This window comes from Pantoea sp. X85, assembly GCF_029623675.1.
Taxonomy (GTDB): domain Bacteria; phylum Pseudomonadota; class Gammaproteobacteria; order Enterobacterales; family Enterobacteriaceae; genus Pantoea; species Pantoea leporis.
Genome location: NZ_CP121108.1, coordinates 2,995,077 through 3,019,510 on the forward strand (window position 1 = coordinate 2,995,077; position 24,434 = coordinate 3,019,510).

Genomic DNA, 24,434 nt, shown 5'->3' on the forward strand with positions numbered 1-24,434 from the left:
TCTCAATACTCGCGATCTTCAATCAAACGCTTGCCCAGCAGCAGCGAGTCCACCGGCTCGTATTCGAGCTTTTCGTAAAACGCCACCACCTGATCGTTCTCTTCGCGCACCATCAAATTGATTTTTGGGCAACCGCGCGCAATCAGCTTCTTCTCAAGACGATTCATCAACGCATTGGCAAAGCCACGGCCCTGATAATCAGGATGCACCGCCAGATAGTAGACGGAGCCGCGATGGCCGTCGTAGCCGCCCATCACCGTGCCGACCACTTCGCCACCGACTTCCGCGACCAGAAACAGTTCCGCGTCGTGGTTCATTTTGCGTTCAATGTCCAGCTCCGGATCGTTCCATGGGCGTAACAAATCGCAACGCTCCCAGAGCGTGATCACTTCTTCAAAATCTTCCTGGCGGAAAGAACGGATTTCCATCGACGTTACCCTGCTGTTAGGCACAATTCGCTGATTATCACGCATTCTTTGCCAGGCGCAACCCTCACGCGTGACAACGGAGCAAAAAAAGCGCGACATCGCTGTTAGTCTGTTGCAATAGAAAGTAAACACTTGAAATAGTTGCGAGGTCGCCGCCTGGCAATTGTTACGCTATAACACGGGGCAGGATTTACCTGCCATGGACCCGTAAATGATGAAGATTTCACTGCTTAAGCGCCTTACCAATCGTCGCCAACTGATACTTTCCGGTTTAGCGCTGGCGGTGTTGTCACCGCGTGCGGTGCAGGCCAAAGAACAGAACAGCGATTTGCGCGTTAGTCCGCGTCATACGCCACCGAAACCCGCCAGCAACGGCAAACGTATCGTGATGATTGATCCCGGCCACGGCGGCATCGATTCCGGCGCCGTCGGCGAAGAGGGTTCGGAAGAGAAACACATTGTGCTGGCGATCGCTAACACCGTGAAGACGCTGCTGCAATCGCATCCACGCATCGAAGTGCGCCTGACGCGCGACAGCGACCACTTTATTCCGCTCTATCAGCGCGTCGAAATCGCCCACCAGCACGGCGCTAACCTGTTTATGTCGATTCACGCCGATGGCTACACCAGCCCGGATGCTAACGGCGCATCGGTTTTTGCCCTTTCCAATCGCGGTGCCAGCAGCGCGATGGCGCGTTACCTTTCGCAGCGTGAAAACGATGCCGACAAAGTGGGCGGTGCTGAGGTGCAGGATAAAGATCATTACCTCAACCAGATTCTGTTCGATCTGGTGCAGACCGATACCATTCGCAACAGCCTGACGCTGGGTAAACACGTCCTCGATCAGATTCGCCCGGTGCATCATCTGCACAGCCAGCACACCGAACAGGCTGCGTTTGCGGTGCTGAAATCGCCGTCGATTCCTTCGGTGCTGGTGGAAACCTCCTTCATTACCAATCCGCGTGAAGAGCAGTTGCTTGGCACGCAGGCGTTCCGCCAGAAAATTGCCAGCGCCATTGCCGACGGCATCGCCCGCTACTTCGATGAGGTCGATCGTCGCGAAGCATAGCCTTCATCCTGTGGTAGAATCGCGGCAAATTTCCGGAACGAGTGACTGATGAGCAATCCCGATATTTCCCGCGTCAAAGCCTTTTTGCTGGCGCTGCAAGATGATATTTGCGCCCAATTAGCGGCGGAAGATGGCAAGGCGAGCTTTGCCGAAGATGAGTGGCAACGTCCCGGCGGCGGCGGCGGACGCAGTCGCGTATTGCGTGATGGCGCGGTGTTTGAACAAGCCGGCGTTAACTTCTCGCACGTGCATGGCGATCAAATGCCCGCGTCCGCCACCGCGTATCGTCCTGAACTGGCCGGGCGCAGCTTTGAAGCGATGGGCGTATCGCTGGTGGTGCATCCATCCAATCCTTACGTGCCCACCAGCCACGCCAACGTGCGCTTCTTTATTGCGGAAAAACCGGGCGCCGATCCGGTGTGGTGGTTTGGTGGCGGTTTCGATCTTACGCCCTATTACGGCTTCGAAGAGGATGCGCTGCACTGGCATCAAACCGCGCACGATCTATGCCAGCCGTTTGGTGAGGAGGTTTATCCGCGCTACAAAAAGTGGTGCGACGATTACTTCTACCTTAAGCATCGGGACGAGCAGCGCGGTATCGGCGGTCTGTTTTATGACGACCTGAACACGCCCGATTTCGATTACTGCTTCGATTTCATGCAGGCAGTCGGCAACGGTTTCGCCAACGCCTACCTGCCGATTGTGGCCAGGCGCAAAGCGCTGCCGTGGGGCGATCGCGAGCGCCAGTTCCAGCTCTATCGTCGTGGTCGCTACGTCGAGTTCAATCTGGTGTGGGATCGCGGCACGCTGTTTGGCCTGCAAACCGGCGGCCGCACCGAATCCATTTTGATGTCGATGCCACCGCTGGTGCGCTGGGAATACGATTATCAGCCAGAAGCCGATTCCCCCGAAGCCGCCTTGTACCGTGATTTCCTGCCAGTCAAAGATTGGTTGAAGCGACATAATTAACCAACCGCACACCCCGTAGCGGCGCGATTTATCGCGCAATGAATTGCGCCGCGAAAAGGTTTGCAGAATTTCATTGCGGCGCAACACATTCGCCAATCAAGTCGTTACAACGGCTCGGTCTGCGCCTCCACCACCGCTAACGCCACCATATTCACGATGCGCCGCACCGAGGCGATACGCGTCAACACATGTACCGGCTTGCTGATCCCCATCAACACCGGTCCCACCGTGACACCTTCGGAGCAGGAAACGCGCAGCAGGTTATAGCTGATACGCGCCGCTTCGACGTTCGGCATAATCAGCAAATTCGCGGTGCCTTTTAGCGGGCTGTCCGGCATCAGTTCACGGCGAATGCTCTCGACCAGCGCCGCATCACCGTGCATTTCGCCGTCAATCTCCAGGTCCGGGGCGCGTTGCTGAATCAACGCGAGTACGTCACGCATTTTGCGCGCGCCCGGCGCATTTGAGGTGCCAAAGCTGGAGTGCGACAGCAGCGCCACGCGCGGTTCAATGCCGAAGCGTCGCACCGTTTCCGCCGCCAGCAGCGTGATATCCGCCAGTTGTTCTGCGCTGGGATCTTCATTAACGTAGGTGTCAGCTATAAAGGTATTGCCGCTCGGCAATAGCAGCGCATTCATCGCGCCCGCCACCTTCACGTCCTCTCGCAGCCCAAACACTTTCTCCACCACATCATAATGTTCCTGATAATCGCCGATGGTGCCGCAGATCAGCGCATCGGCTTCACCGCGATGCACCATGATCGCGCCAATCAGCGTGGGATTGCCGATCACCGCGCGCTGGGCAGTTTCCGGCGTCACGCCGCGCCGTTTCATGATCTGGTAATACTCATTCCAGTACTCTTTGAAACGTGGATCCGATTCGTTATTGACGATCTCAAAATCTTTGCCGGCCTCGATCTTCAAACCCTGCTTTTGCAGACGCATAGCGATGACATTCGGCCGGCCAATCAGGATCGGCTTCGCCAGCCCTAACGTCACCAGCTCCTGCGTGGCGTGCAGCACGCGCACCTCTTCGCCTTCTGCCAGCACCACGCGTTTGGGATCTCTACGCGCCTGCGAAAAGATCGGCTTCATAAACAGGTTGGTTTTATAGACGAACTCGGTGAGCTGCTCACGATAAGCATCAAAATACTCGATCGGTCGCGTGGCGACGCCCGATTCCATCGCCGCTTTCGCCACCGCGGGCGCGATCTGCACGATTAAACGCGGATCGAACGGTTTGGGGATCAAGTATTCCGGGCCGAAACTCAAATCCTGATCGTCATACGCCGACGCCACCACATCGCTCTGTTCCGCCTGTGCCAGCGCCGCAATCGCGTGCACTGCCGCCAGCTTCATCTCCTCATTGATTGCCGTGGCACCCACGTCCAGCGCGCCACGGAAGATAAACGGGAAGCACAACACGTTGTTCACCTGATTGGGGAAATCAGAGCGCCCGGTGCAGATAATCGCGTCGGGCCGCACCTGTTTGGCCAGCGGCGGCATGATTTCCGGCTCGGGATTGGCCAGCGCCAGAATCAGCGGATCCTGCGCCATCTTCTGCACCATCTCCGGCGTCAGCGCTTTGGGGCCGGAACAGCCAAGGAAGATATCCGCGCCGCCAATCACCTCGTCCAGCGTGCGTGCGCCGCTATCGGCCACCGCATATGCGGCTTTGGTCGGCGTCATATTCGGCTCGCGATCGCGATAGATCACGCCTTTGGAATCGCACACCACGATGTTGTGCTGCTGCATGCCGAGCGCCACCAGCAGATTCAGACAGGCAATCGCCGAAGCGCCTGCGCCGGAAACCACCAGCCGCACCTCGCTGATGGCTTTTTTAACGATGGTTAAGCCGTTGAGCACCGCCGCGGTACAGATGATCGCCGTGCCGTGCTGATCGTCGTGGAATACCGGGATCTGCATGCGCTCACGCAGCTGTTGCTCAATATAGAAACACTCGGGCGCTTTGATATCTTCCAGATTGATGCCACCAAAAGTGGGTTCCAGCGCGGCAATCACCTCAATCAACTTATCGGGATCGCGCTCATCAATTTCGATATCAAACACGTCAATGCCGGCGAACTTTTTGAACAGCACGCCCTTGCCTTCCATCACCGGCTTACTCGCCAGCGCGCCAATGTTACCCAGCCCCAGCACCGCGGTGCCGTTGGAGATCACCGCCACCAGATTGCCACGCGCGGTGTATTTGCGCGCCGCCAGCGGATCGGCGGCAATTTCCAGACAAGGCGCAGCGACGCCGGGCGAATAGGCCAGCGCCAGATCGCGCTGCGTGGCTAACGGTTTGGTGGGTGAAACCTGAATTTTTCCGGGCGTAGGGAATTGATGAAAATCGAGCGCGCTTTGCTTGAGTTGATCGTCCATTGGGCATCCTTTGGCATCGCTAAATAGGCATTCAGTATAGGAATGTGGGGCACAAAAGAGGGTGAAGGCGCTCAAAGAACGCACAGACTGAAAGGCACGGATTGCCACCGCTTCGCCTGCGGGATCGGCACAGCCTGCTATCCTTATTGATGGCAAAAAGCGTAGCTGAACCGTTTAGGCCAGTCCTCCTTTCACTATCGCACCTCTTAAGCGCCACGACGCCACAATCAGAGAAAACGCATTTTCTTCGTGTAACGTCTGTAGCACTGTGTTGGACCAATACTTAACAGGAATGGGTGCAACACCTTTGCCCACATTATTGCTAATCAAGGAGTTAAGTGATGAACCAGCTAGATGCATTGAAACAATACACCACCGTGGTGGCGGACAGCGGCGATATCGAATCCATTCGCCATTACAATCCAGAAGACGCGACCACCAACCCCTCATTGATTCTGAAAGCCGCCGGTCTTGAGGGTTATAAACATCTGATTGATGACGCCATCGACTACGCGAAAAAACAGGGCGGCAGCAAAGAGACGCAAATCATCAACGCCAGCGACAAAGTGGCGATCAACCTCGGTATGGAAATTCTGAAAAGCATACCGGGCCGTGTTTCGACCGAAGTGGATGCGCGCCTCTCCTTCGATCGTGGCATGTGTGTCACCAAAGCTGAGAAGCTGGTGCGTCTGTACGAAGAGCACGGCATCGACCGCTCACGCATTCTGATCAAACTGGCGTCAACCTGGGAAGGCATCAAAGCTGCTGAGGAGCTGGAGAAAAACGGCATTCAGTGCAACCTGACGCTGCTGTTCTCCTTCGCTCAGGCGCGTGCCTGTGCCGAAGCCGGTGTGTTCCTGATCTCGCCATTTGTTGGCCGTATTTACGACTGGTACAACACCCGCAAACCGATGGATCCGTATGTGGTCGATGAAGATCCGGGCGTGAAATCTGTGCGCCGCATCTACGATTACTACAAGAAGCACCGTTATAGCACCGTCATCATGGGCGCCAGCTTCCGCAAAGTGGAACAGATTCAGGCGCTGGCCGGCTGCGACCGTTTGACCATTTCCCCTAACCTGCTGGAAGAGCTGGCCAACAGCGACGCGCCGCTGGAGCGTAAGCTGGAGCCATCAACCGAAGGTTTCCATCAGCCGGCTTCACTGTCTGAAGCGGAATTCCGCTGGGAACACAATCAGGATCCGATGGCGGTAGAAAAACTGTCAGACGGTATCCGTCAGTTCGCCGTCGACCAGCAGAAGCTGGAAGACGTGCTCTCTTCTCGTCTGTAATCCGCACTCACTCTTATGGCGGATGGGCATTGGCTCATCCGCTATCGCCAAATCACAAGGGAGAACCTTATGTCTTCACGCAGAGAGTTGGCTAACGCAATTCGTGCACTCAGCATGGATGCGGTACAAAAAGCAAATTCCGGGCACCCAGGTATGCCGATGGGCATGGCAGATATCGCCGAAGTGTTATGGCGCGATGTGTTGAAACACAATCCCAACAATCCGGCGTGGGCCGATCGTGACCGCTTTATTCTTTCCAACGGTCACGGCTCGATGCTGCTCTACAGCCTGCTGCATCTCACCGGCTACGACTTGCCGATGGAAGAGTTGAAAAACTTCCGTCAGCTGCACTCTAAAACGCCGGGGCATCCCGAACTCGGTTACACGCCAGGCGTGGAAACCACCACCGGTCCGCTCGGCCAGGGCCTGGCCAATGCGGTCGGTTTAGCGATTGCCGAACGCACGCTGGCGGCGCAGTTTAACCGTCCCGGCCACGACATCGTCGATCACCACACCTACGTGTTTATGGGCGATGGTTGTTTGATGGAAGGCATCTCGCACGAAGTGAGCTCGCTGGCCGGTACGCTCGGCCTCGGCAAACTGATTGGCTTCTACGATCACAACGGTATTTCCATCGATGGTGAAACCGAAGGCTGGTTCACCGACGACACGCACAAACGTTTCGAAGCCTACAACTGGCACGTCATCGGTAGCTCAGAAGGTATCGACGGCCACGATTCGGCAGCGATCGCTGCGGCGATTAAAGAGGCGCAAAGCGTTACCGACAAGCCGTCACTGATTATCTGTCGCACCACTATCGGTTTCGGCTCGCCGAACAAAGCCGGTAAAGAGGAGTCGCACGGCGCGGCGCTGGGCGAAGAAGAAGTGGCGTTGACGCGGCAGAAACTGGGCTGGCACTATCCGCCGTTTGAGATCCCGAAAGAGATTTATCAGCAGTGGGATGCCAAAGAAGCGGGCGCGCAGCGCGAGAAATCCTGGGATGATAAGTTTGCCGCTTATAAAGAGGCACACCCCGAGTTGGCGCAGGAGTTTACCCGTCGTCTGAGCGGAGAAATGCCGGCTAACTGGAGTAGCGAAGTGCAGAAGTTTGTTGAAGAGCTGCAGGCTAATCCACAGAAAATCGCCAGCCGTAAAGCCTCACAAAATACGCTGGAAGTGTTTGGCAAGCTGCTGCCGGAATTCCTCGGCGGCTCAGCGGATCTGGCACCCAGTAACCTCACCATCTGGTCGGGCTCAAAATCGATCAAAGAGGATACTGCCGGTAACTACATTCACTACGGCGTACGTGAATTTGGTATGACGGCGATCGGCAACGGCATCGCGCATCACGGCGGCTTCGTGCCATACACCGCTACCTTCCTGATGTTCGTCGAATACGCGCGTAATGCGGTGCGCATGGCGGCGCTGATGAAGGCGCGTCAGGTGCTGGTCTATACGCATGACTCCATCGGCCTCGGCGAAGATGGTCCGACACACCAGCCAGTTGAGCAGATTGCCAGCCTGCGCGTTACGCCAAACATGAGTGTGTGGCGTCCGTGCGATCAGGTGGAAACTGCCGTGGCGTGGCAAGCCGCCGTTGAGCGCCATCATGGGCCAACCGCGCTGATCCTGTCGCGTCAGAACCTGCTGCAGCCAGAGCGTAGCAAAGAGCAGGTGGCGAATATTGCGCGCGGTGGCTATGTGCTGCAGGACAGCAACGGCACGCCGGATGCGATCATCATCGCCACCGGTTCGGAGATTGAAATCGCGCTGGGCGCGGCAGATAAACTCACCGCTGCTGGCCACAAGATTCGCGTGGTTTCGCTGCCGAGCACCGACGTGTTTGATAAGCAGGACGTCGCGTATCGCGAATCGGTGCTGCCATCCGGCGTGAAAGCGCGCGTGGCGGTCGAAGCCGGTATTGCTGATTACTGGTACAAGTATGTTGGTCTGGATGGCGCGATTGTCGGTATGACCACCTTTGGTGAGTCAGCCCCCGCCGGCAAACTGTTCCCGGAATTCGGTTTCACCGTCGAGAACATCGTCAGCCATACTGAAGCTTTACTCAAGCCGCACTAATCGATCTGGCCCTGCGTCTTTTTGGCGTAAGGGCCATTTTTTGATCACAGCCTGAAACAGAAAAAAATCCGCCCTGCCCCCTTCACGCCTCGCGCAAACTGATTACTATAAGCTTTCCTCCGATTCTTATAGCGGACGCTTTCCCGTTGAAAAAACGTACTCCTTTTTTACTGGCCTTAATGGTTACAGTGCTTCCATTAAAAAGCATGGCGCAGTCGTCGCCCGATCCGCTGTTGGCATCGCAAATTGTTGATCGCTACGCCGAGCACATTTTCTATGGCAGCGGCGCAACCGGCATGGCGCTGGTGGCGATTGATGGCAATCAGCGGGTTTTCGCCAGCTTTGGTGATACGCGCCCCGGCAACAACGTGCGTCCGCAGCCCGATTCGGTGATTCGTATTGCCTCGCTCAGCAAGCTGATGACCAGCGAAGTGATGGTGAAGATGGCCGAACGCGGTCAACTGCGTCTTGACGATCCGCTGAGCAAATACGCGCCGCCTGGCGCGCGCGTGCCAAGCTATAACGGCCAGCCGATTCGCCTGATTAACCTCTCCACCCACACCAGCGGCCTGCCGCGCGAGCAGCCCGGCGGTAAACCGCATCGTCCGGTGTTTGTCTGGCCGACCAGGTCCGATCGCTGGCAGTGGCTGAGCGGAGCGGCATTAAAGGCCGCGCCAGGCACCAATGCCGCCTACTCCAACCTGGGCTTTGATCTGCTGAGCGATGCGCTCGCCAAAGCGGCGGGCATGCCCTATCCAGCACTGTTCCAGCAGTTGATAACGCGTCCGCTGGGCATGAAAGACACCACCTTTACGCCGTCACCGGATCAGTGTCAGCGTCTGATGATTGCCGAGAAAGGTGCCAGTCCGTGTAACAACACGCTGGCGGCCATCGGCAGCGGCGGCGTTTACTCAACGCCAGACGATATGGGCCGCTGGATGCAGCAGTTCCTTAACTCGGCGGTGAATCACCGCACGCCGCAAATTGATCGCCTGCAAACGCTGATTTATCGTCGTGACCAGCTAACCAAAGTGGAAGGCATGGATGTGCCGGGCCGCGCCGATGCGCTGGGCATGGGTTGGGTCTATATGGGGCCGAAGGAAGGTCGTCCGGGGATTATTCAGAAAACCGGCGGTGGCGGCGGCTTCATTACCTATATGGCGATGGTGCCGCAGCACAACGTCGGCGTGTTTGTGGTGGTGACTCGCTCGCCGTTAACGCGTTTCACCCCGATGAGTGATGGCGTGAATAATATGCTGACCGAGCTGGTGGGTAATCAGTCGGGTTCACCGATGACGGTGCAAGCCATCCGCTAATTGGGTTGTGGTGCAGGCTGTAGCGGCGCAATTCATTGCGCGATAAATCGCGCCGCTACGTAATGTGCAATGATTTAACGCTGCACGTGGTATTAACGCGACTGCACCGGATTTTGCGATTCAGTAACCCATAGCGTTGGCCAATCCTCACTACTGTGCCACGCATCGCAGGTCTTCTCTTCCGCATACTCCGCCAGCACAAACTCGTTGCCGTCATACTGCCAGCGCGTTGCCACGCCGCAATCCCCCAAACCACGTCCTTTACTGAAGGTGTAGAGCAATCCATGGCTGGCATCAAATTCCGCGTTCACCAACTCCAGCTGATTATCCCCGCGTGACGGCGGCGTAAACGGCAGCGTTAAGCTCAGACCGCGCGATACATAAGGCTGCGTGCGCGTCACTTCAAAGGCCAGATCGATCACGTTATACGCACCGGTTTCGCAGCTGATCAGCAGTAGCGCTTTGCTGTCGGTCAGCGGCGACACGCTCACTTCACGCCGCAGTGGATCGAGCGAGCAGTTATCGGTATTCACCCGCCAGGTACCAAAATCAATTAAACCGCTGGTCTCTTCCTGCGTCAGCGGCGGCGGCGGCGGTAATGGCGAAGGTAACGCCGGCAACGCTGGCTGCGGCGGCACATCCCACTGCACGCGGTCGCCACGCTTCACCCAGGCGCTGGCACCGTTGACGCGGCCCTGCACGTCATCCATCAACAGTAATGCCGCCTTCATACCGCTGAGCGGAATGGTGGCGTTGGCTTTATAGGTCAGCTGCAGATTTTGCGCATCCAGCGTCTGCGCCAGAAACTCGTCGATGGCGATAGCATTACTGGTCGCCAGATGATGCGGTTCCACCGTCCAGTGTTTAAGGTCTGGTGTGAGACGGCGTTGATCGAGTAGCAGGTTATCCTTGAGCGGGCCGCCCGGCAGCTCGCCGCTGTAGGCGCTGCCGTAATCAATACGCAGCAAGGGACGATCGTTGACGCCAGCATGACGTGAGAGCGTCATCACTAAGCCGTTGTCACCGGGAAAACTGCGTGCCACGCAAAAAGCCGCGTTGTTACAGGTCAGTTGCCAGTCAGAAAATGACTTTTGCAGTGGCTGAGCCTGAACGCACGCGACAAAAAGAAAGGGCAATAAAAGCAGTAACTTCATCCAATACGACATCAAAAAATCGGTCCCCAAATTCCTGGAAAGAAAATAATAGCGCAACGGGAACGCTGTCAGCAGGCCTAAACTGTGAGCCGGCCCTAAAAGCGAGGTTAACCGCTGAAAAAGCCGTCACCTGTGGCGAACGGGTACTGGATGGGGCAAGCGCTCATCATCCGTTTTGACCGATAACTGCTCAATCGGATTCGTCGGACTCTTGTTAACTCATCACAAAACGGTCAAATACACACAAACGGTCATAAGCGGTCATGCTAGGTTAAATTCATGTTTTGGATATGCAACGCGCGTAGAACGCGGATTTCGCGCCATTAGGCTTATTTATGTGAGACACATCACTTAATTTTGATAACCAGACATCTCATTTACATATAAGACAGATCCAGATCACTCTAATCAGCTAAGGCGTTTTGGTGACTGTGGACTCGTGCGCAGCCCACACTTTCTAAATGCGCTATCCAGTAATTTATAGCCATCGGAGGTTAGTTATGTTGCCGATTGAAAGACAGCAGCGAATTATTGACGAATTAAATTTAAATGGTCGGGTCATTGTCGCTGAATTAGTCACGTTATGTCAGGTTTCACAAGAAACTATTCGGCGTGATTTAACGCAGCTGGAGAAACGTGGTCTGTTACAACGCAGTCACGGTGGCGCGGTACCAGCAAAACGACAGGCCGCCAACATTCAGGGAAATACGCGAGGTGTTAACGAGTATGAATTATCTTTCCGCCAGAGAGTCAATGAACATGTTGATGCAAAAATGGCTATTGCCAAACGCGCACTCGATTTCATTAGCCCCGGCGATTGTATATTACTCGATAGCAGCACCACTTGCTGGTATTTAGCGCGACAGCTGCCGGATATTGAATTAACGGTATTAACCAATTCCATCAGGATTGTGCAAACCCTTGCGGCGCGCGGCAGCATCCGCACCATCTGTCTGGGGGGAGAATATTCTGACCGTTATGAAGATTTCCACGGCGTCGTCGCCGAGCAACCGCTCAGGGAATTTCAGATCAATAAGATCTTTTTCTCCTGTAGCAGTTTAGGCAATGACGGTTATTTACGTGAAGGTAACGAAAACAACGCACATTTAAAACAGCAAATGTTATTAGCAGCGGAAAGAAAACATCTGCTGCTGGACGGGAGTAAATTCCTGCGGCCCTCATTCGCGCGTATTTGTCATTATCGCGATGTGGACTTTCTCATTACTGACCAATTAAAAGACAAAGAGCTGGAACAAGAATTAGCGTGGAACGGCGTCAATATTATTGATTGCTCCCAGCGCAGCCATTCTATGCAGCTAATAAAAAATTAAATCGGAGTCTTTATGAAAAAACATCTTATCGCCTGTTCTCTGCTCGCCCTGTTTGCCGCCTCCGGCGCGCAGGCTGCTGACAAATTACGCATGGGCATCGTGGTGAAAATTGGCGGTATTCCGTGGTTCAACGCCATGGAAGCGGGCATCAAGAGTGAAGCGGCGAAACGCGGCATTGACGCCTGGATGGTGGGACCAACGGCGGCCGATCCGGCTCTGCAGGTGCGCGCTATCGAAGATTTGATTGCCCAGAAGGTCGACATCATTGGCGTGGTGCCGAATGACCCGAAAGTGCTGGAACCGGTGCTGAAGCGCGCCCGTGATGCTGGCATTGAAGTGATCACCCACGAATCGCCGGATCAGAAAGGCGCTAACTGGGACTTCGAACTGGTGGATGCGCCGACGCACGGCATCAACCATATGAAAGCGCTGGCGAAATGCATGCATGAAGAGGGCAAATACGCCATGTACGTCGGCAGCCTGACCGTGCCGCTGCACCAGCAGTGGACCGACGCCGCGCTGAATTATCAAAAAGAACACTATCCGAAGATGCAGATGGTCACCGACAAGTTTGGCGTCGGCGAATCGCTGGATGACTCGATTCGCACCACTAACGAACTGATGTCCAAGTATCCGGATTTGAAAGGAATTATGGCCTTTGGTTCACAAGGTCCGATTGGCGCCGGTCGCGCGGTGATGAACCGTAACAAGATCGATCAGGTCTGCGTAATTGGCGCCTTTAGTCCTGGCCAGGGCGCATCGCTGGTGCAGCGTGGCGCGATCAAAGGCGGCTACATCTGGAATCCACAAACCGCAGGCGAAGTGTTCGTACGTATCGCCGACATGATGCAGAAGAAAGAGCCAATCACCGACGGAATGACCATCGAGGGTTTGGGCAAAGTGAAAGTTGACGAGGCGACCCACACCATCCTCGGCAACAACACCGAAAGCCTGGACAAAGAGAACCTGCCAAAACTGGTGAAAATGGGGCTGTAATGATGAATGAGGTGATCCCACAGACGCTGATTGCGCTCGACAACCTGTCGAAAACATTTGGTGGCAACCGCGCACTGAGCGATATCTCGCTGACCTTACTGGCTGGCGAAGTGCACTGTCTCGCTGGCACCAACGGCTGTGGCAAGAGCACCTTAATCAAAGTCATTTCCGGGGTGCACGCCCCGGATAGCGGTAGCCGCATCACGCTGGGCGAAGGCCCGAGCTTTCCGCGTCTGACCACTCGCCAGGCGCGTGACTTCGGTATCCAGGTGATTTATCAGGATCTGTCGCTGTTCCCCAACCTCAGCGTGGCGGAAAACATCGCCTTCGAGCACAACCTGAATAGCCTGCTCGGCTGGCACCGCAAAGCCAAACTGCGTGAAACCGCGCAGCGCATCATTGATGAACTGAAGTTTGAACTCGATCTCGATGAGAAAGTGGCGTCGCTGTCGATTGCGCAGCGTCAGCAGGTGGCGATCTGCCGCGCGCTGGTCGCCGATGCGCGGCTGGTGATCATGGATGAGCCGACGGCGTCGCTGACGCGCACCGAAGTGAATCAGCTGCTGCGCACCGTGCGTTACCTGAAAGACAAAAACATCTGCGTGGTGTTTGTCAGCCATCGACTGGATGAGGTGCTGGAGATCTCGGATCGCGTGACGGTGATCCGCGACGGCCGCAAAATGGGCTGCTGGCCCGCAAAAGCGATGACGCCGCACCATCTGACCGAACTGATGACCGGCCTGAAGCTCGACTATCAGCTGAAAACGCCGACGCGCCATGACGATCGCCTGATCCTCGAAGTCGAAAAACTGACGCGCGCCGGACAATACCATGACGTTAATTTCAAACTCTATCAGGGCGAAGTGCTGGGCCTGTGCGGCCTGCTGGGCTCGGGCCGCACCGAACTGGCGCTGTCGCTGTTTGGCATGACCAAACCGGACAGCGGCAAGATCTGGCTCGACAGCAAACCGGTGCGCTTCCGTGGGCACGAAGATGCGATCAAAGCCGGCATCGGCTACGTCTCCGAAGATCGCTTAACCCTGGGTTTGGTGCAGCAACAATCGGTGGCCGACAACATGGTGCTGCCGATCCTCGACAAGCTGCAAAGCCGTTTCCACCTGATTGATGAATACCGTAAGAACAAGCTGATCCTGCAGTGGATTCAGCAGCTTGGCGTACGCGTCACCGATCCCAATCTGGCTATCTCCACGCTCTCCGGCGGCAACCAGCAGAAAATCGTGCTGGCGAAATGGGTGCTGACCCAGCCGCGCATCCTGATCCTCGATTCGCCCACCGTTGGCGTGGATGTCGGCGCTAAAGCCAGCATCTATCAACTGATTCATCTGCTGGCGAAAGAGGGTTTGTCGATCATCCTGATTTCCGACGAAGTGCCGGAGGTTTGGTACAACTGCGACCGCATCCTGCACTTCCGTGATGGCACCGTTCATGCCGAATACCAACCCGATACCGTTGAGCAACAGCAGCTGGCGGAGGTGATCAATGCCTGATTTTTCTCGTTTACGTCCGAGCTCCAGCCAGGGCTGGCTGGCCTGGGTTTTGCTGGCGTTCATTGTGTTTTTCTCTGCCGCCAGCGATCAGTTCCTGACGGTGCAAAACCTGCTGGATCTGGCAGAAAGCTACGCCGTGACCGGCATCTTTGCCCTCGGCCTGTTTGTGGTGCTGGTGACCGGCGGCATCGATATCTCCTTTGCTGCGGTGGCGTCGGTGGTGCAATACCTGATCGCCTCGCTGTTTGTGCAGTTCCAGTTTGATAACGCCCTGCTCAGCATCCTGCTGGCGGTGGTGTGCGGCACGCTGTTTGGCGTGATCAACGCCCTGCTGATCACCACGCTGCGCGTCGTCTCGATCATCATCACCATCAGCATGCAGTCGCTGCTGTTTGGCATGTTGATGTGGGTAACCGGCGGCAAAAGCCTCTATTCGCTGCCGGACTGGTGGATCACGCTGCGCAGCGTGCTGCCATTCACCTGGCAAGGTAACAGCTTCCAGATTGGCTTGCCGCTGGTGACCATGCTGGTGATTGCCGGACTCACCGCGCTGCTGCTGAACAAAACCAATCTCGGTCGCCAACTGTATGCGGTGGGCGGCGATGCGGAATCGGCGCGCCGCATCGGTATTCGCGTCGGTCTGATTCATGTCTTCGCCTATGGCTGGCTGGGTGCCATGGCGGCGATTGGCGGCTTGGTGCAGGTCTATCGCATGGGCGAAGTGGTGCCAAATGCGCTGGTCGGCGGCGAGCTGGATGTGCTGGCCGCCACCGTTCTTGGCGGTGCCAGCCTGATGGGCGGCAAAGGCACGGTGAGCGGCACGCTGATGGGTGTCTTTCTTATCGCCATCCTGAAGAACGGCCTCAACCTGATTGGCGTCTCCAACTACTTCATGAACATCGTGGTGGGCGGCGTGATCATGGTGGCTATTGCCGTGACTCACTACAAAAAACGTAAAGAAACTGATGTCAGTTTCGTCTAACGGGAGCCGCATCAACATGAAATCACTCTCTGCTCTGCGTCCGGACGGCACCAATATCGGCCTGATGCTGTTAATCGCGCTGGCGCTGGCGATCTTTACCGTCATGTTGCCGGGTCGCTTTCTCACTGATTCGACCTTTATGAGTATGGCATTTCAGCTGCCTGAGCTGGGCTTGCTGACGCTGGCGATGTTTATCGCCATTCTCAGCGGCGGACTGAATCTGGCGATCATCGCCACCGCCAACCTGACGGCGCTGTTTATCGCCTGGACGCTGATGCGCGCCCTGCCCGCCGATGCCGGCACTGGCATGCAACTGCTGTGGCTGTTTATTGCGATTATCGGCGCGATGCTGATTGCGGCGGTGATCGGCGTGATTACCGGCGTGATGGTGACGCGCATCGGTGCGCACCCGATTCTGGTGACGCTCGCGACCATGATGACGCTGAACGGTATCGGCATCTGGCTGACCAAAGGCGCGGCCGTCAGCGGCATGCCGTCGGTGGTGCAGGCGCTCGGTTCCAACACGCTGCTCGGCGTTCCGCTGCCGCTGTGGTTGTTCCTGTTTGCCGCCGCGCTGCTGGCGCTGTTCCTCGGCAAAACCCGCGCCGGTAAATGCATCTACATGGGCGGCAGCAACATCAACGCCACCTGGTTTAGCGGCATCAACACCCATCGCATGGTGATTCTGGTGTACGTCATCTCCAGCCTGCTGTGCGTGTTGGCCGGTTTGATCATGATGGCGCGCTTCAACTCGGCGCGTATGGGTTACGGCGATGCGTATCTGCTGCTGACGGTGCTGGCCATCATCCTCGGCGGCACCGACCCGAATGGCGGCTTTGGTCGCGTGACCGGCGTAGTGCTGGCGTTGATCGCCCTGCAAGTGCTCTCCACCGGCTTCAACCTGATGAACATCAGCCAGCACGTTAGCCTGGCAATGTGGGGCGCGGTGCTGATTGTGGTGTTGGCCTTCAAACAATTCAAAACTCGCTTTAACGAACATCGTGCCGTCAAGCTCAGCAATCTGGCGGCGACGCTTAACCCTTTGACCGAAAAAAAGGAAGTATGATGCGTATTCAAGTCTCCCCGTCGTTGATGTGTATGAATCTGATGGAGATCAAGCACCAGCTCGCCGTGCTGGACTCCCGCGCCGACTTCCTGCATATCGACATTATGGATGGTCATTACGTGAAAAATATCACGCTGTCACCGTTCTTTATTGAGCAGATTCGCCCGTTCACCAAAGTGGCGCTGGATGTCCATTTGATGGTCGAGCAGCCTACCGATTTCATAGAAGTGATTGCTAAAGCGGGTGCCGATTACATCTGCCCGCACGCCGAAACCATCAACCGCGATGCGTTCCGGGTAATCAATATGATCCGCAGCTTCGGCAAGAAAGTGGGTGTGGTGCTCAATCCCGCTACGCCGGTCTCCTTTATCCACCACTACATTCATCTGGTGGATAAGATCACCGTGATGACGGTGGATCCCGGCTACGCTGGACAACCGTTTATTCCGGAAATGGTGCAGAAGGTACAGGAGCTGAAAGCGCTGAAGCAGGCCAACGGCTATCAATATCTGATTGAGATCGACGGTTCCTGCAATACCCGCACTTATAACACGCTGGTCGGTGCGGGCGCAGAAGTGCTGATTGTCGGCACCTCCGGTCTGTTCAATATTCACGACGATCTGGAAACCGCCTGGAATATGATGCGCGAAAGCATTGATGAGGCTCAGGGATTGGCGCAGGTATCCGCATGAAAAAATGCTGGCTCGGTATCGACATTGGCGGCACCGGCACACGTCTGCAGCTGATGGAAGAGGAGCGCGTTTGGTCGAGCTTCCGTAAAGTGCCGACGGCCAGCTGGGCGCAGCAGCCTGATGCACTTAACGCGTTGGGCCAGTTAATCAGCGAAACGCTGGAGCAGCAGCCGGTTAGCGGCGTGATGCTCGGATTACCCGGCATTCTCAGCCGTGACCGCCAGCAGGTGATTTCGCTGCCGTTTATTCAGGCGCTGGACCAGCAACCGGTTGCCGCGCGGCTCACCGAACGCCTTGGCGTACCGGTGGCGATGGACAAAGATGTTAATCATCTGATGCTGTGGGATTTACTGCAGCTGGAGCAGCTGCCAGACAGCGCGGTGGGTTTGTATCCCGGCACCGGCATGGGCAACAGCCTGTGGCTTAACGGCCAGTTTTATCATGGTCAACACGGTGGCGCGGGTGAGCTTGGTCATGTGCCTGTTGCCGGCAACGATCTGCCCTGCCCGTGCGGCAATCGTGGCTGTGCGGAAACCGTGACGTCGGGCCATTGGCTGAGTCGCTGGGCGAGCACCCATGTGCCGGAAACCAACATGTCGGCGCTGTTTACCCAGCATCGTGAGCATCCGGAGCTGCAGGCTTTTGTACAGCGGCTGGCGCAACTGATTGCCACCGAGATGAACATACTCGATCCGGAATACCTGATTCTGGGCGGCGGCGTGCTGGCGATGGCGGACTTCCCGCTGGCACAGCTGCGCAGCCAGATTCAGCAGCATCTTCGTCCACCCGCCACGCGTGAGGGTTTGAAGATCGTGTTTAGCCAATCCACCGACCACACCGGTTGTCGCGGTGCCTGTTTAGCCGCCGAACGTCTGTTCAGGAGTGCATGATGAAAGGAAAAGTGTGTGTGTTTGGCTCGTTCAACCTCGACGTAGTCGCGGTAATGAACCGCTTTCCGATGCCGGGCGAATCGCTCACCGCCCATACCAGCATGATGGGACCGGGCGGCAAAGGCGCGAATCAGGCGACGGCCGCGCTGCGCGCCGGCGCGCGCGTGCACTATATCGGTAAGATTGGTAATGATGACTTCGGCATGTTTGCGCGTCGCCATCTGGAAAAGACCGGTTTCGATGCCATTACCTTGTTTACCTGCAAGGAGAAACCGACCGGCAATGCGCTGATTTATGTCGCCGGTGACGATGCCGAGAACATGATTTCGGTCTATCCCGGCGCGAACACCACCGTAACTGCCGCCGAGGTGACGCGCTGCCAACCCACCGTTGCGGCAGCCGATATTCTGCTGGTGCAGCTGGAGAATAATCTCAGCGCCATTCAGCGCATGATCGACAACGCGCGCGCCGGTGGCACCTTTGTGATTATGAATCCTGCGCCGTGGCAGAAGGTCACCGATGCGCTGCTGGCAAAAGTGGATTTGCTGACGCCTAACAGCACCGAAGCGATGCAGCTGACCGGCGTGAAGGTCACCGACTTCGCCAGCGCGCATCAAGCCGCAGAGAAGCTGCATCGCAAAGGGGCGCGTCAGGTGATTATTACGTTGGGGGTTTGCGGTGCGTTGCTGTCAGTAGCAGACCAGCCGCCGCTGCGTATTCCGCTGTTCCCGGCTCAGCCGCTGGATACCACCGGCGCGGGCGATGCGTTTAATGGCGCACTGGCGGCGCGGCTGGCTTCCGGCGATGAACTGCCACAGGCGGCGCTGTTTGCTTCAGCTTATGCTTCGCTGTGTGTGGAACGCTCCGGTGCAGCGCACTCGATGCCTTCGTATGCCGAAGCGCTGGCAAGATTGCAGGCGTATCCGCAATGTGTCCCGGAAACGTTGGGAGAGTGTATGTAAGGCAAGATGGCCACACATTGCTGTAGCGGCGCAATTTATTGCGCATTTTCACCTCGATGAAAAGGTCAAAAGAGCGCAATAAATTGCGCCGCTACGGTCAAAACTACGCCTGCAACCAACCGGCGATCTGCGCATGCTGCAGCAGCATAATGGCTTTACCGTCACGAATGCGGCCATCTTTCACCATCGCCAGCGCCTCCGGGAAACTCAGCTCCAGCACGGTAATCTCTTCATCCTCAACGCCACCGCCCTTGTTGGCGCGCTGTGCATCGCTGTATTCCGCGGCGAAGAAGTGGATCAGTTCAGTCACGCCGCCCGGCGACATGTAGGCTTCAAAAACTTTATCGACCTTACCCACCTGATAGCCGGTCTCTTCTATCGCTTCTTTGCGGATGCAATCTTCCGGCGAGTCGTCATCCAGCAGCCCGGCGCAGGTCTCAATCAGTTCGCCACTTTCATTGCCATTGACATAAGTGGCAATGCGGAACTGACGCACCAGCAGCACGCTATTTTTTTCAGTGTTGTACAGCAGGATGGTGGCACCGTTTCCGCGATCGTACACTTCTCGCTTATGGCGCACGACTTCGCCGTTGTTGCGGGTGAGTTCGTAGGTGAAGTTGCGCAGCACAAACCAGTTTTCTGACAGCAACTTGTCTTTGATGATGTTGATCTTTAACGACATAACCGCTCCACTGCTAAATTGAGGGAGCCTGAGATGATAGGCCGAAGCGGTGGGGAAAACTATCTGAATTGTGAGGCCGGTCGCCGTGATGGGCGCTCCTGACTCAGTGCACAGATTGTAGCGGCGCAATGGGTTGCGCGTTAAATCGCGCCGCTACGGATTGTGCAGTGGTTTGATGCGCTGCGGTAGTGATCGGCATTACGCCAATTTATGCCGCGTTGTTAGGCCTCAAAAACCGTTGGGTTGGTCTTTCATATCGGGCAGATGGTGCGCGATACCTTTGTGGCAATCGATACAGGTTTTCCCTTCCTCAACTGCTTTGCTGTGCATCTTCGCGGCGACGGTTTTCTGCGCGGTGAAATCCATATAATCGAAGTTGTGGCAGTTACGACACTCCTGCGAATTATTGTTTTTCATCCTGCGCCACTCGTTTTGCGCCAGCTTGATGCGATGATCCTCGAACTTTTGCGGCGTATCAATGATGCCGAAAATCTTGGCATACACCTCTTTGCTCGCCTGGATCTTACGCAGCATTTTCGGGCCCCACTCGTGCGGCACGTGACAATCCGGACAGGTGGCGCGCACGCCGCTGCGGTTGTTGTAGTGCACCGTCTGCATATATTCCTGATAGACGTTATTACGCATCTCATGGCAGCCGATACAGAACTGCTCGCGGTTGGTCATCTCCATTGCGGTGTTGAAGCCGCCCCAGAAAATGATGCCGCCAGCAAAGCCCAGAATCAGTAGCGTACCGAGCGCCAGACGGCTCGGACGCCGCCACCAGCGCCAGATGCGCAGAAGTTTCTCTTTCATCATGTCCTCACTTACCGAAGCCGTCAGCCGGTTTGAAGGTGTTTTCCACCACCGGTTTGGCATCGGTTTGCGGTACGTGACACTGCAGGCAGAAGTAGCGACGCGGCGACACGGTGCTGCTCACCAGTCCATCGCGATCGGTGAAGTGCGTTGGGCTAACGCGTGGCGCGCCGGTGGTGAGATAGCTCTGCGTGCCGTGACACTGCAGACAACGGTTCACGTTTTTCGTCACCTGATAGCCATCGACGCTATGCGGGATCACCGGCGGCTGATTCACGTAGTTCAACGGCTTGCGGCTCTGCTCTTTGGGCTGATGAATGGTGCCCTGCTGCGTGGCCGTCACTTCCGGTGACTGATTGAGATCGACGCCGTTGTGGGCGTAAACCGTGCCGCCCAGTATCTGGGCGGCTAAAGTAACAAGTGTGATTAAGGGTTTCATAGCATCCTGCCTTAAATTTTAACCAGCTTGACGGCGCATTTTTTGTAATCGGTCTGCTTCGACAGCGGATCGGTGGCGTCCAGCGTGACGTTGTTGGCCAGCACGCCCGCATCAAAGAACGGCATAAATACCAGACCTTTGGGCGGCTGATTGCGACCGCGCGTTTCCACGGTGGCAAGGGTTTCACCACGACGCGACACTACGCGGACTTTCTCGCCGCGACGGAAATTGCGCTCTTTGGCATCCAGCGGATGTATATAGAGTAGCGCCTGCGGCACTGCGCGGTGCAGCTCCGGCACGCGACGCGTCATGGTGCCGGTGTGCCAGTGTTCCAGCACGCGACCGGTACAGAACCACAGGTCGAACTCTTCATCCGGCGATTCGGCTGGCGCTTCGTAAGGCAGCGCAAAAATGGTGGCTTTACCATCCGGCTTGCCGTAGAAACGCACGCCTTCACCGGCTTTGACGTAGCTGTCGTAACCTTCGCGATAGCGCCAGCGCGTCTCTTTGCCATCCACCACCGGCCAGCGCAGGCCGCGCGTCTGATGGTAAGCATCGAACGGCGCAAGATCGTGGCCGTGACCGCGACCAAAGCTGGCGTACTCCTCGAACAAGCCTTTCTGGATGTAGAAGCCAAACTCGCGCGCTTCATCATTCAACTGATCATCTGCCACTTCACTCAGTGGGAATTGGTTGACCTGGCCGTTGGCGTACAGCACATCAAACAGCGTTTTGTCGCGCAGCTCCGGATTCTGCGCCAGCAGCGCTTCCGGCCACACCTCCGCTACCTTGAAACGTTTGGAGAAATTCACCAGCTGCCACAGATCGGATTTTGCGTCGCCCGGCGCTTTCACCTGCTGATGCCAGAACTGAGTGCGACGCTCGGCGTTGCCATACGCGCCCTCTTTCTCCACCCACATCGCAGTGGGCAGAATAAGGTCAGCCGACAAGGCGCTGACGGTGGGATAGGGATCGGAAACCACGATGAAGTTGCGCTCATCGCGCCAGCCCGGCATACGCTCCTGCGTCAGGTTCGGACCGGCCTGCATGTTGTTGTTACACATCACCCAGTAGGCGTTGAGCTTGCCATCTTTCAGCGCGCGATCCTGCGCCACGGCGTGCAAACCAATTTTGGCCGGCACCGTGCCCTGCGGCAGCTTCCACAGCTTCTCGGCGGTGGCGCGGTGTTTGTCATTATTGACCACCATGTCCGCCGGTAAACGGTGCGAGAAGGTGCCGACTTCACGCGCCGTGCCGCACGCCGATGGCTGGCCGGTGAGCGAGAACGGACCGGTGCCCGGACGTGAAATTTTGCCGGTCAATAAGTGCAGGTTGTAGCACAGGTTATTGGCCCACACGCCGCGCGTATGCTGGTTGAAGCCCATGGTCCAGTACGACACCACGTTGACTTTCGGATCGGCATACAGCTCGGCGAGGGCGATGAGTTGATCTTTCTCCACACCGCTCATTGCGCTGGCTTTTTCCACCGTGTACTCAGAGACAAACTTCGCAAACTCGTCAAAGCTCATCGGCGTGGATTCGCCGCTGTCCGGGTTCTTCGCCGAAGCCTGACGCGGATCGGTGGGGCGCAAACCGTAACCGATGTCGGTCACGCCTTTGCGTAGCGTAACGTGGTTCTGCAGGAAGGTTTTATCGACCTTGTTGTTCTGAATAATGTAGTTGGCGATGAAGTTGAGGATCGCCAGATCGCTCTGCGGTGTGAACACCATCGCGTTGTCGGCCAGCTCAAAACTGCGATGACGATAGGTGGAAAGCACCGCCACTTTGACATTCTCACTGCTGAGACGACGCGCGGTAATACGTGACCACAGAATCGGATGCATCTCCGCCATGTTCGAGCCCCACAGCACAAAGGCGTCGGCCTGCTCGATGTCGTCGTAGCAGCCCATCGGTTCGTCCATGCCGAAGGTGCGCATAAAGCCAACCACCGCTGAAGCCATGCAGTGACGCGCATTGGGATCGAGATTGTTGGTGCGGAAACCGGCTTTCATCAGCTTGGAGGCCGCGTAACCTTCCCACACCGTCCACTGACCGGAACCGAACATGCCGACCGAATCCGGGCCGTTGGCTTTCAGCGCCGCTTTGAACTTCTCTTCCATGATGTCGAAGGCTTGATCCCAGCTGACCGGGGTGAACTCGCCCTCTTTGGCATATTTACCGTCGGTCATGCGCAGCAGCGGCTGGGTCAGACGATCTTTCCCGTACATGATCTTCGGCAGGAAATAGCCTTTGATACAGTTCAGACCGCGGTTCACTTCTGCCTGCGGATCGCCCTGCGACGCCACTACGCGGCCATCCTGGGTGCCAACCAGCACGCCACAGCCGGTGCCGCAGAATCGGCACGGCGCTTTTTCCCAGCGAATTGGCGCAGCCAGCGAGGTCGCGGCTTTGGTGACGGTGGGAATGGTGAGTCCTGCAGCCGTTGCAGCAGCAGCCGCCGCATTGGCCTTCATAAAATCACGACGACTTATGCTCATGATGCTTCCTTACAAGGTTCTTCAATTTCGTCTTGCTGGTGATAGACCAGCGATACCGCCAACACGCCAGCGATGTTGCGGCTCTCTTCAATATTGCGCAGCAGTGCGGCGCTATCCGCGGCACCCAGCGTTACCGCCAGCGTGCCGCGCGCGGCGTCTTCCGCGGCGATGTCGCAATCGGCAAAGGCCAGCAGCGCACTTTTTACGGCGGGAATCGACGCCGGCCGCGCCTGAATCACCAGGCCGCAGACGTGCCAACTGTTTTCATGGTTCATGATGTAATCCTGTGGCTGAGACCGGGCAAGGCGCGATGCAGGCGCCGCAACCGGTGCAATGCTGCGGAAGGGTTTCAGGCTGTGCGATGCCGTTCGGCATCAGGTAGAAACGGATGGCTTGCTGTTCACAACTCTCCTGACAGCTGCGGCAATTCACGCCAAGGAAGGTGATGCAGCGGTTGTCGATGCGAATGCGCTGTGGAAACGGCTCGGTTTCACGCGCGTGGAACAGCGGCTGCGGGCAAGCGTCCACGCACGCGGCGCAAAACGTGCATTCACCCTGCAGAAAATCGAGGTGCGGCACTTCACCGACAGCCAGACGGATGATGTGGGTTTCGCAGGCCGAGACGCATTTGCCGCAGCCATCACACCCCTTCTCTCCCCGCCACCATGGCAAAGCGATGCCGTCAGCAGACGCTACGCGCTGCCCGGTAAAGAGTTCACGTCGCGACAGCGCCATCGGTTCACCTTAAACGGGGGAAAGAGAGATGGTGCGTAAAATAACCTGACGCTAAAGAGGGCTATATCACCCCAAAGGGGTAAATCCCGACGTGGGATCAAGTGAAGGGGAATTGAAATAAAAACGGGGGCCAAAAGGCCCCCGTAAGA

Annotated in this window: 22 protein-coding genes; 13 read left to right on the forward strand and 9 right to left on the reverse strand. The window is 56.7% G+C overall.

Going from position 1 to position 24,434, the window contains the following annotated elements:
* Positions 1 to 2 precede the first annotated feature (2 nt).
* Positions 3 to 428, reverse strand: coding sequence for a GNAT family acetyltransferase (locus P6287_RS14010; protein WP_061717913.1), 426 nt, complete (start codon positions 426 to 428; stop codon positions 3 to 5).
* Positions 429 to 639: 211 nt separating this feature from the next.
* Between P6287_RS14010 and amiA the strand changes: the two genes are divergently transcribed.
* Entirely contained in the window at positions 640 to 1,497 is an 858-nt protein-coding gene (gene amiA / locus P6287_RS14015; RefSeq protein WP_277973936.1) for an N-acetylmuramoyl-L-alanine amidase AmiA, read from the forward strand.
* Positions 1,498 to 1,545: 48 nt separating this feature from the next.
* Entirely contained in the window at positions 1,546 to 2,466 is a 921-nt protein-coding gene (gene hemF / locus P6287_RS14020) for an oxygen-dependent coproporphyrinogen oxidase (protein ID WP_277973937.1), read from the forward strand.
* 104 nt (positions 2,467 to 2,570) lie between these two features.
* Here the strand turns inward: hemF and maeB are convergent, their stop codons facing one another.
* Positions 2,571 to 4,850, reverse strand: a complete 2,280-nt coding sequence (gene maeB, locus P6287_RS14025; protein WP_277973938.1) for an NADP-dependent oxaloacetate-decarboxylating malate dehydrogenase — start codon at positions 4,848 to 4,850, stop codon at positions 2,571 to 2,573.
* A gap of 341 nt (positions 4,851 to 5,191) precedes the next feature.
* On the opposite strand from maeB, the gene tal reads away from it, so the two are divergent.
* The 3 genes from tal to ampH all read left to right on the forward strand — a co-directional run bounded on the left by tal (position 5,192) and on the right by ampH (position 9,537).
* Positions 5,192 to 6,142 carry a transaldolase gene (tal, locus tag P6287_RS14030; protein ID WP_101763551.1) on the forward strand — a complete coding sequence of 317 codons (951 nt, stop codon included), beginning with the start codon at positions 5,192 to 5,194 and terminating at the stop codon, positions 6,140 to 6,142.
* A 69-nt stretch (positions 6,143 to 6,211) separates the two neighbouring features.
* Positions 6,212 to 8,221, forward strand: coding sequence for a transketolase (tkt, locus tag P6287_RS14035; protein WP_277973939.1), 2,010 nt, complete (start codon positions 6,212 to 6,214; stop codon positions 8,219 to 8,221).
* A 146-nt stretch (positions 8,222 to 8,367) separates the two neighbouring features.
* Positions 8,368 to 9,537: a D-alanyl-D-alanine-carboxypeptidase/endopeptidase AmpH gene (gene ampH, locus P6287_RS14040; RefSeq protein ID WP_137386250.1), complete on the forward strand. Its 1,170-nt coding sequence runs from the start codon at positions 8,368 to 8,370 to the stop codon at positions 9,535 to 9,537.
* Between the two features lie 92 nt (positions 9,538 to 9,629).
* On the opposite strand, the gene P6287_RS14045 is transcribed toward ampH, so the two are convergent.
* Positions 9,630 to 10,703: a DUF1176 domain-containing protein gene (locus P6287_RS14045; RefSeq protein ID WP_277973940.1), complete on the reverse strand. Its 1,074-nt coding sequence runs from the start codon at positions 10,701 to 10,703 to the stop codon at positions 9,630 to 9,632.
* 488 nt (positions 10,704 to 11,191) lie between these two features.
* On the opposite strand from P6287_RS14045, the gene P6287_RS14050 reads away from it, so the two are divergent.
* The 8 genes from P6287_RS14050 to P6287_RS14085 are packed head-to-tail and all read left to right on the forward strand — an operon-like array spanning position 11,192 to position 19,118.
* Positions 11,192 to 12,022: a DeoR/GlpR family DNA-binding transcription regulator gene (locus tag P6287_RS14050; RefSeq protein ID WP_101763547.1), complete on the forward strand. Its 831-nt coding sequence runs from the start codon at positions 11,192 to 11,194 to the stop codon at positions 12,020 to 12,022.
* Between the two features lie 12 nt (positions 12,023 to 12,034).
* Positions 12,035 to 13,018, forward strand: a complete 984-nt coding sequence (locus tag P6287_RS14055; RefSeq protein ID WP_110866506.1) for a substrate-binding domain-containing protein — start codon at positions 12,035 to 12,037, stop codon at positions 13,016 to 13,018.
* A gap of 2 nt (positions 13,019 to 13,020) precedes the next feature.
* On the forward strand, positions 13,021 to 14,526 hold the full coding sequence (locus P6287_RS14060) for a sugar ABC transporter ATP-binding protein (protein ID WP_277974936.1): 1,506 nt from the start codon (positions 13,021 to 13,023) through the stop codon (positions 14,524 to 14,526).
* Positions 14,519 to 15,508, forward strand: coding sequence for an ABC transporter permease (locus P6287_RS14065; RefSeq protein WP_277973941.1), 990 nt, complete (start codon positions 14,519 to 14,521; stop codon positions 15,506 to 15,508). The genes P6287_RS14060 and P6287_RS14065 overlap by 8 nt, the downstream gene beginning before the upstream one ends.
* A 16-nt stretch (positions 15,509 to 15,524) precedes the next feature.
* Entirely contained in the window at positions 15,525 to 16,574 is a 1,050-nt protein-coding gene (locus tag P6287_RS14070; protein WP_277973942.1) for an ABC transporter permease, read from the forward strand.
* The gene (gene alsE / locus P6287_RS14075; protein WP_061717928.1) at positions 16,574 to 17,266 is read left to right on the forward strand and encodes a D-allulose 6-phosphate 3-epimerase; all 693 of its coding nucleotides are present in this window, start codon (positions 16,574 to 16,576) and stop codon (positions 17,264 to 17,266) included. The genes P6287_RS14070 and alsE overlap by 1 nt, the downstream gene beginning before the upstream one ends.
* Positions 17,263 to 18,156, forward strand: a complete 894-nt coding sequence (gene alsK, locus P6287_RS14080) for an allose kinase (RefSeq protein WP_101763543.1) — start codon at positions 17,263 to 17,265, stop codon at positions 18,154 to 18,156. The genes alsE and alsK overlap by 4 nt, the downstream gene beginning before the upstream one ends.
* Positions 18,156 to 19,118, forward strand: coding sequence for a ribokinase (locus tag P6287_RS14085; RefSeq protein ID WP_277974937.1), 963 nt, complete (start codon positions 18,156 to 18,158; stop codon positions 19,116 to 19,118). Before alsK ends, P6287_RS14085 begins: the two co-directional genes overlap by 1 nt.
* A 103-nt stretch (positions 19,119 to 19,221) precedes the next feature.
* On the opposite strand, the gene nudK is transcribed toward P6287_RS14085, so the two are convergent.
* The 6 genes from nudK to napF form a co-directional block, all read right to left on the reverse strand.
* Complete coding sequence (gene nudK, locus P6287_RS14090) at positions 19,222 to 19,800, reverse strand: GDP-mannose pyrophosphatase NudK (protein WP_101763541.1); 579 nt, start codon at positions 19,798 to 19,800, stop codon at positions 19,222 to 19,224.
* Between the two features lie 228 nt (positions 19,801 to 20,028).
* Entirely contained in the window at positions 20,029 to 20,613 is a 585-nt protein-coding gene (napC, locus tag P6287_RS14095; protein WP_101763540.1) for a cytochrome c-type protein NapC, read from the reverse strand.
* Between the two features lie 7 nt (positions 20,614 to 20,620).
* On the reverse strand, positions 20,621 to 21,052 hold the full coding sequence (gene napB, locus P6287_RS14100; RefSeq protein ID WP_277973943.1) for a nitrate reductase cytochrome c-type subunit: 432 nt from the start codon (positions 21,050 to 21,052) through the stop codon (positions 20,621 to 20,623).
* An 11-nt stretch (positions 21,053 to 21,063) separates the two neighbouring features.
* Positions 21,064 to 23,550: a nitrate reductase catalytic subunit NapA gene (gene napA, locus P6287_RS14105; RefSeq protein ID WP_277973944.1), complete on the reverse strand. Its 2,487-nt coding sequence runs from the start codon at positions 23,548 to 23,550 to the stop codon at positions 21,064 to 21,066.
* A complete protein-coding gene (locus P6287_RS14110; protein ID WP_176971097.1) occupies positions 23,547 to 23,825 on the reverse strand; it encodes a chaperone NapD in 279 nt (92 codons plus the stop codon). The genes napA and P6287_RS14110 overlap by 4 nt, the downstream gene beginning before the upstream one ends.
* Positions 23,815 to 24,285 (reverse strand): ferredoxin-type protein NapF, encoded by a 471-nt coding sequence (napF, locus tag P6287_RS14115; RefSeq protein WP_277973945.1) that lies wholly within the window; start codon positions 24,283 to 24,285, stop codon positions 23,815 to 23,817. Before napF ends, P6287_RS14110 begins: the two co-directional genes overlap by 11 nt.
* Between the last annotated feature and the right edge of the window lie 149 nt (positions 24,286 to 24,434).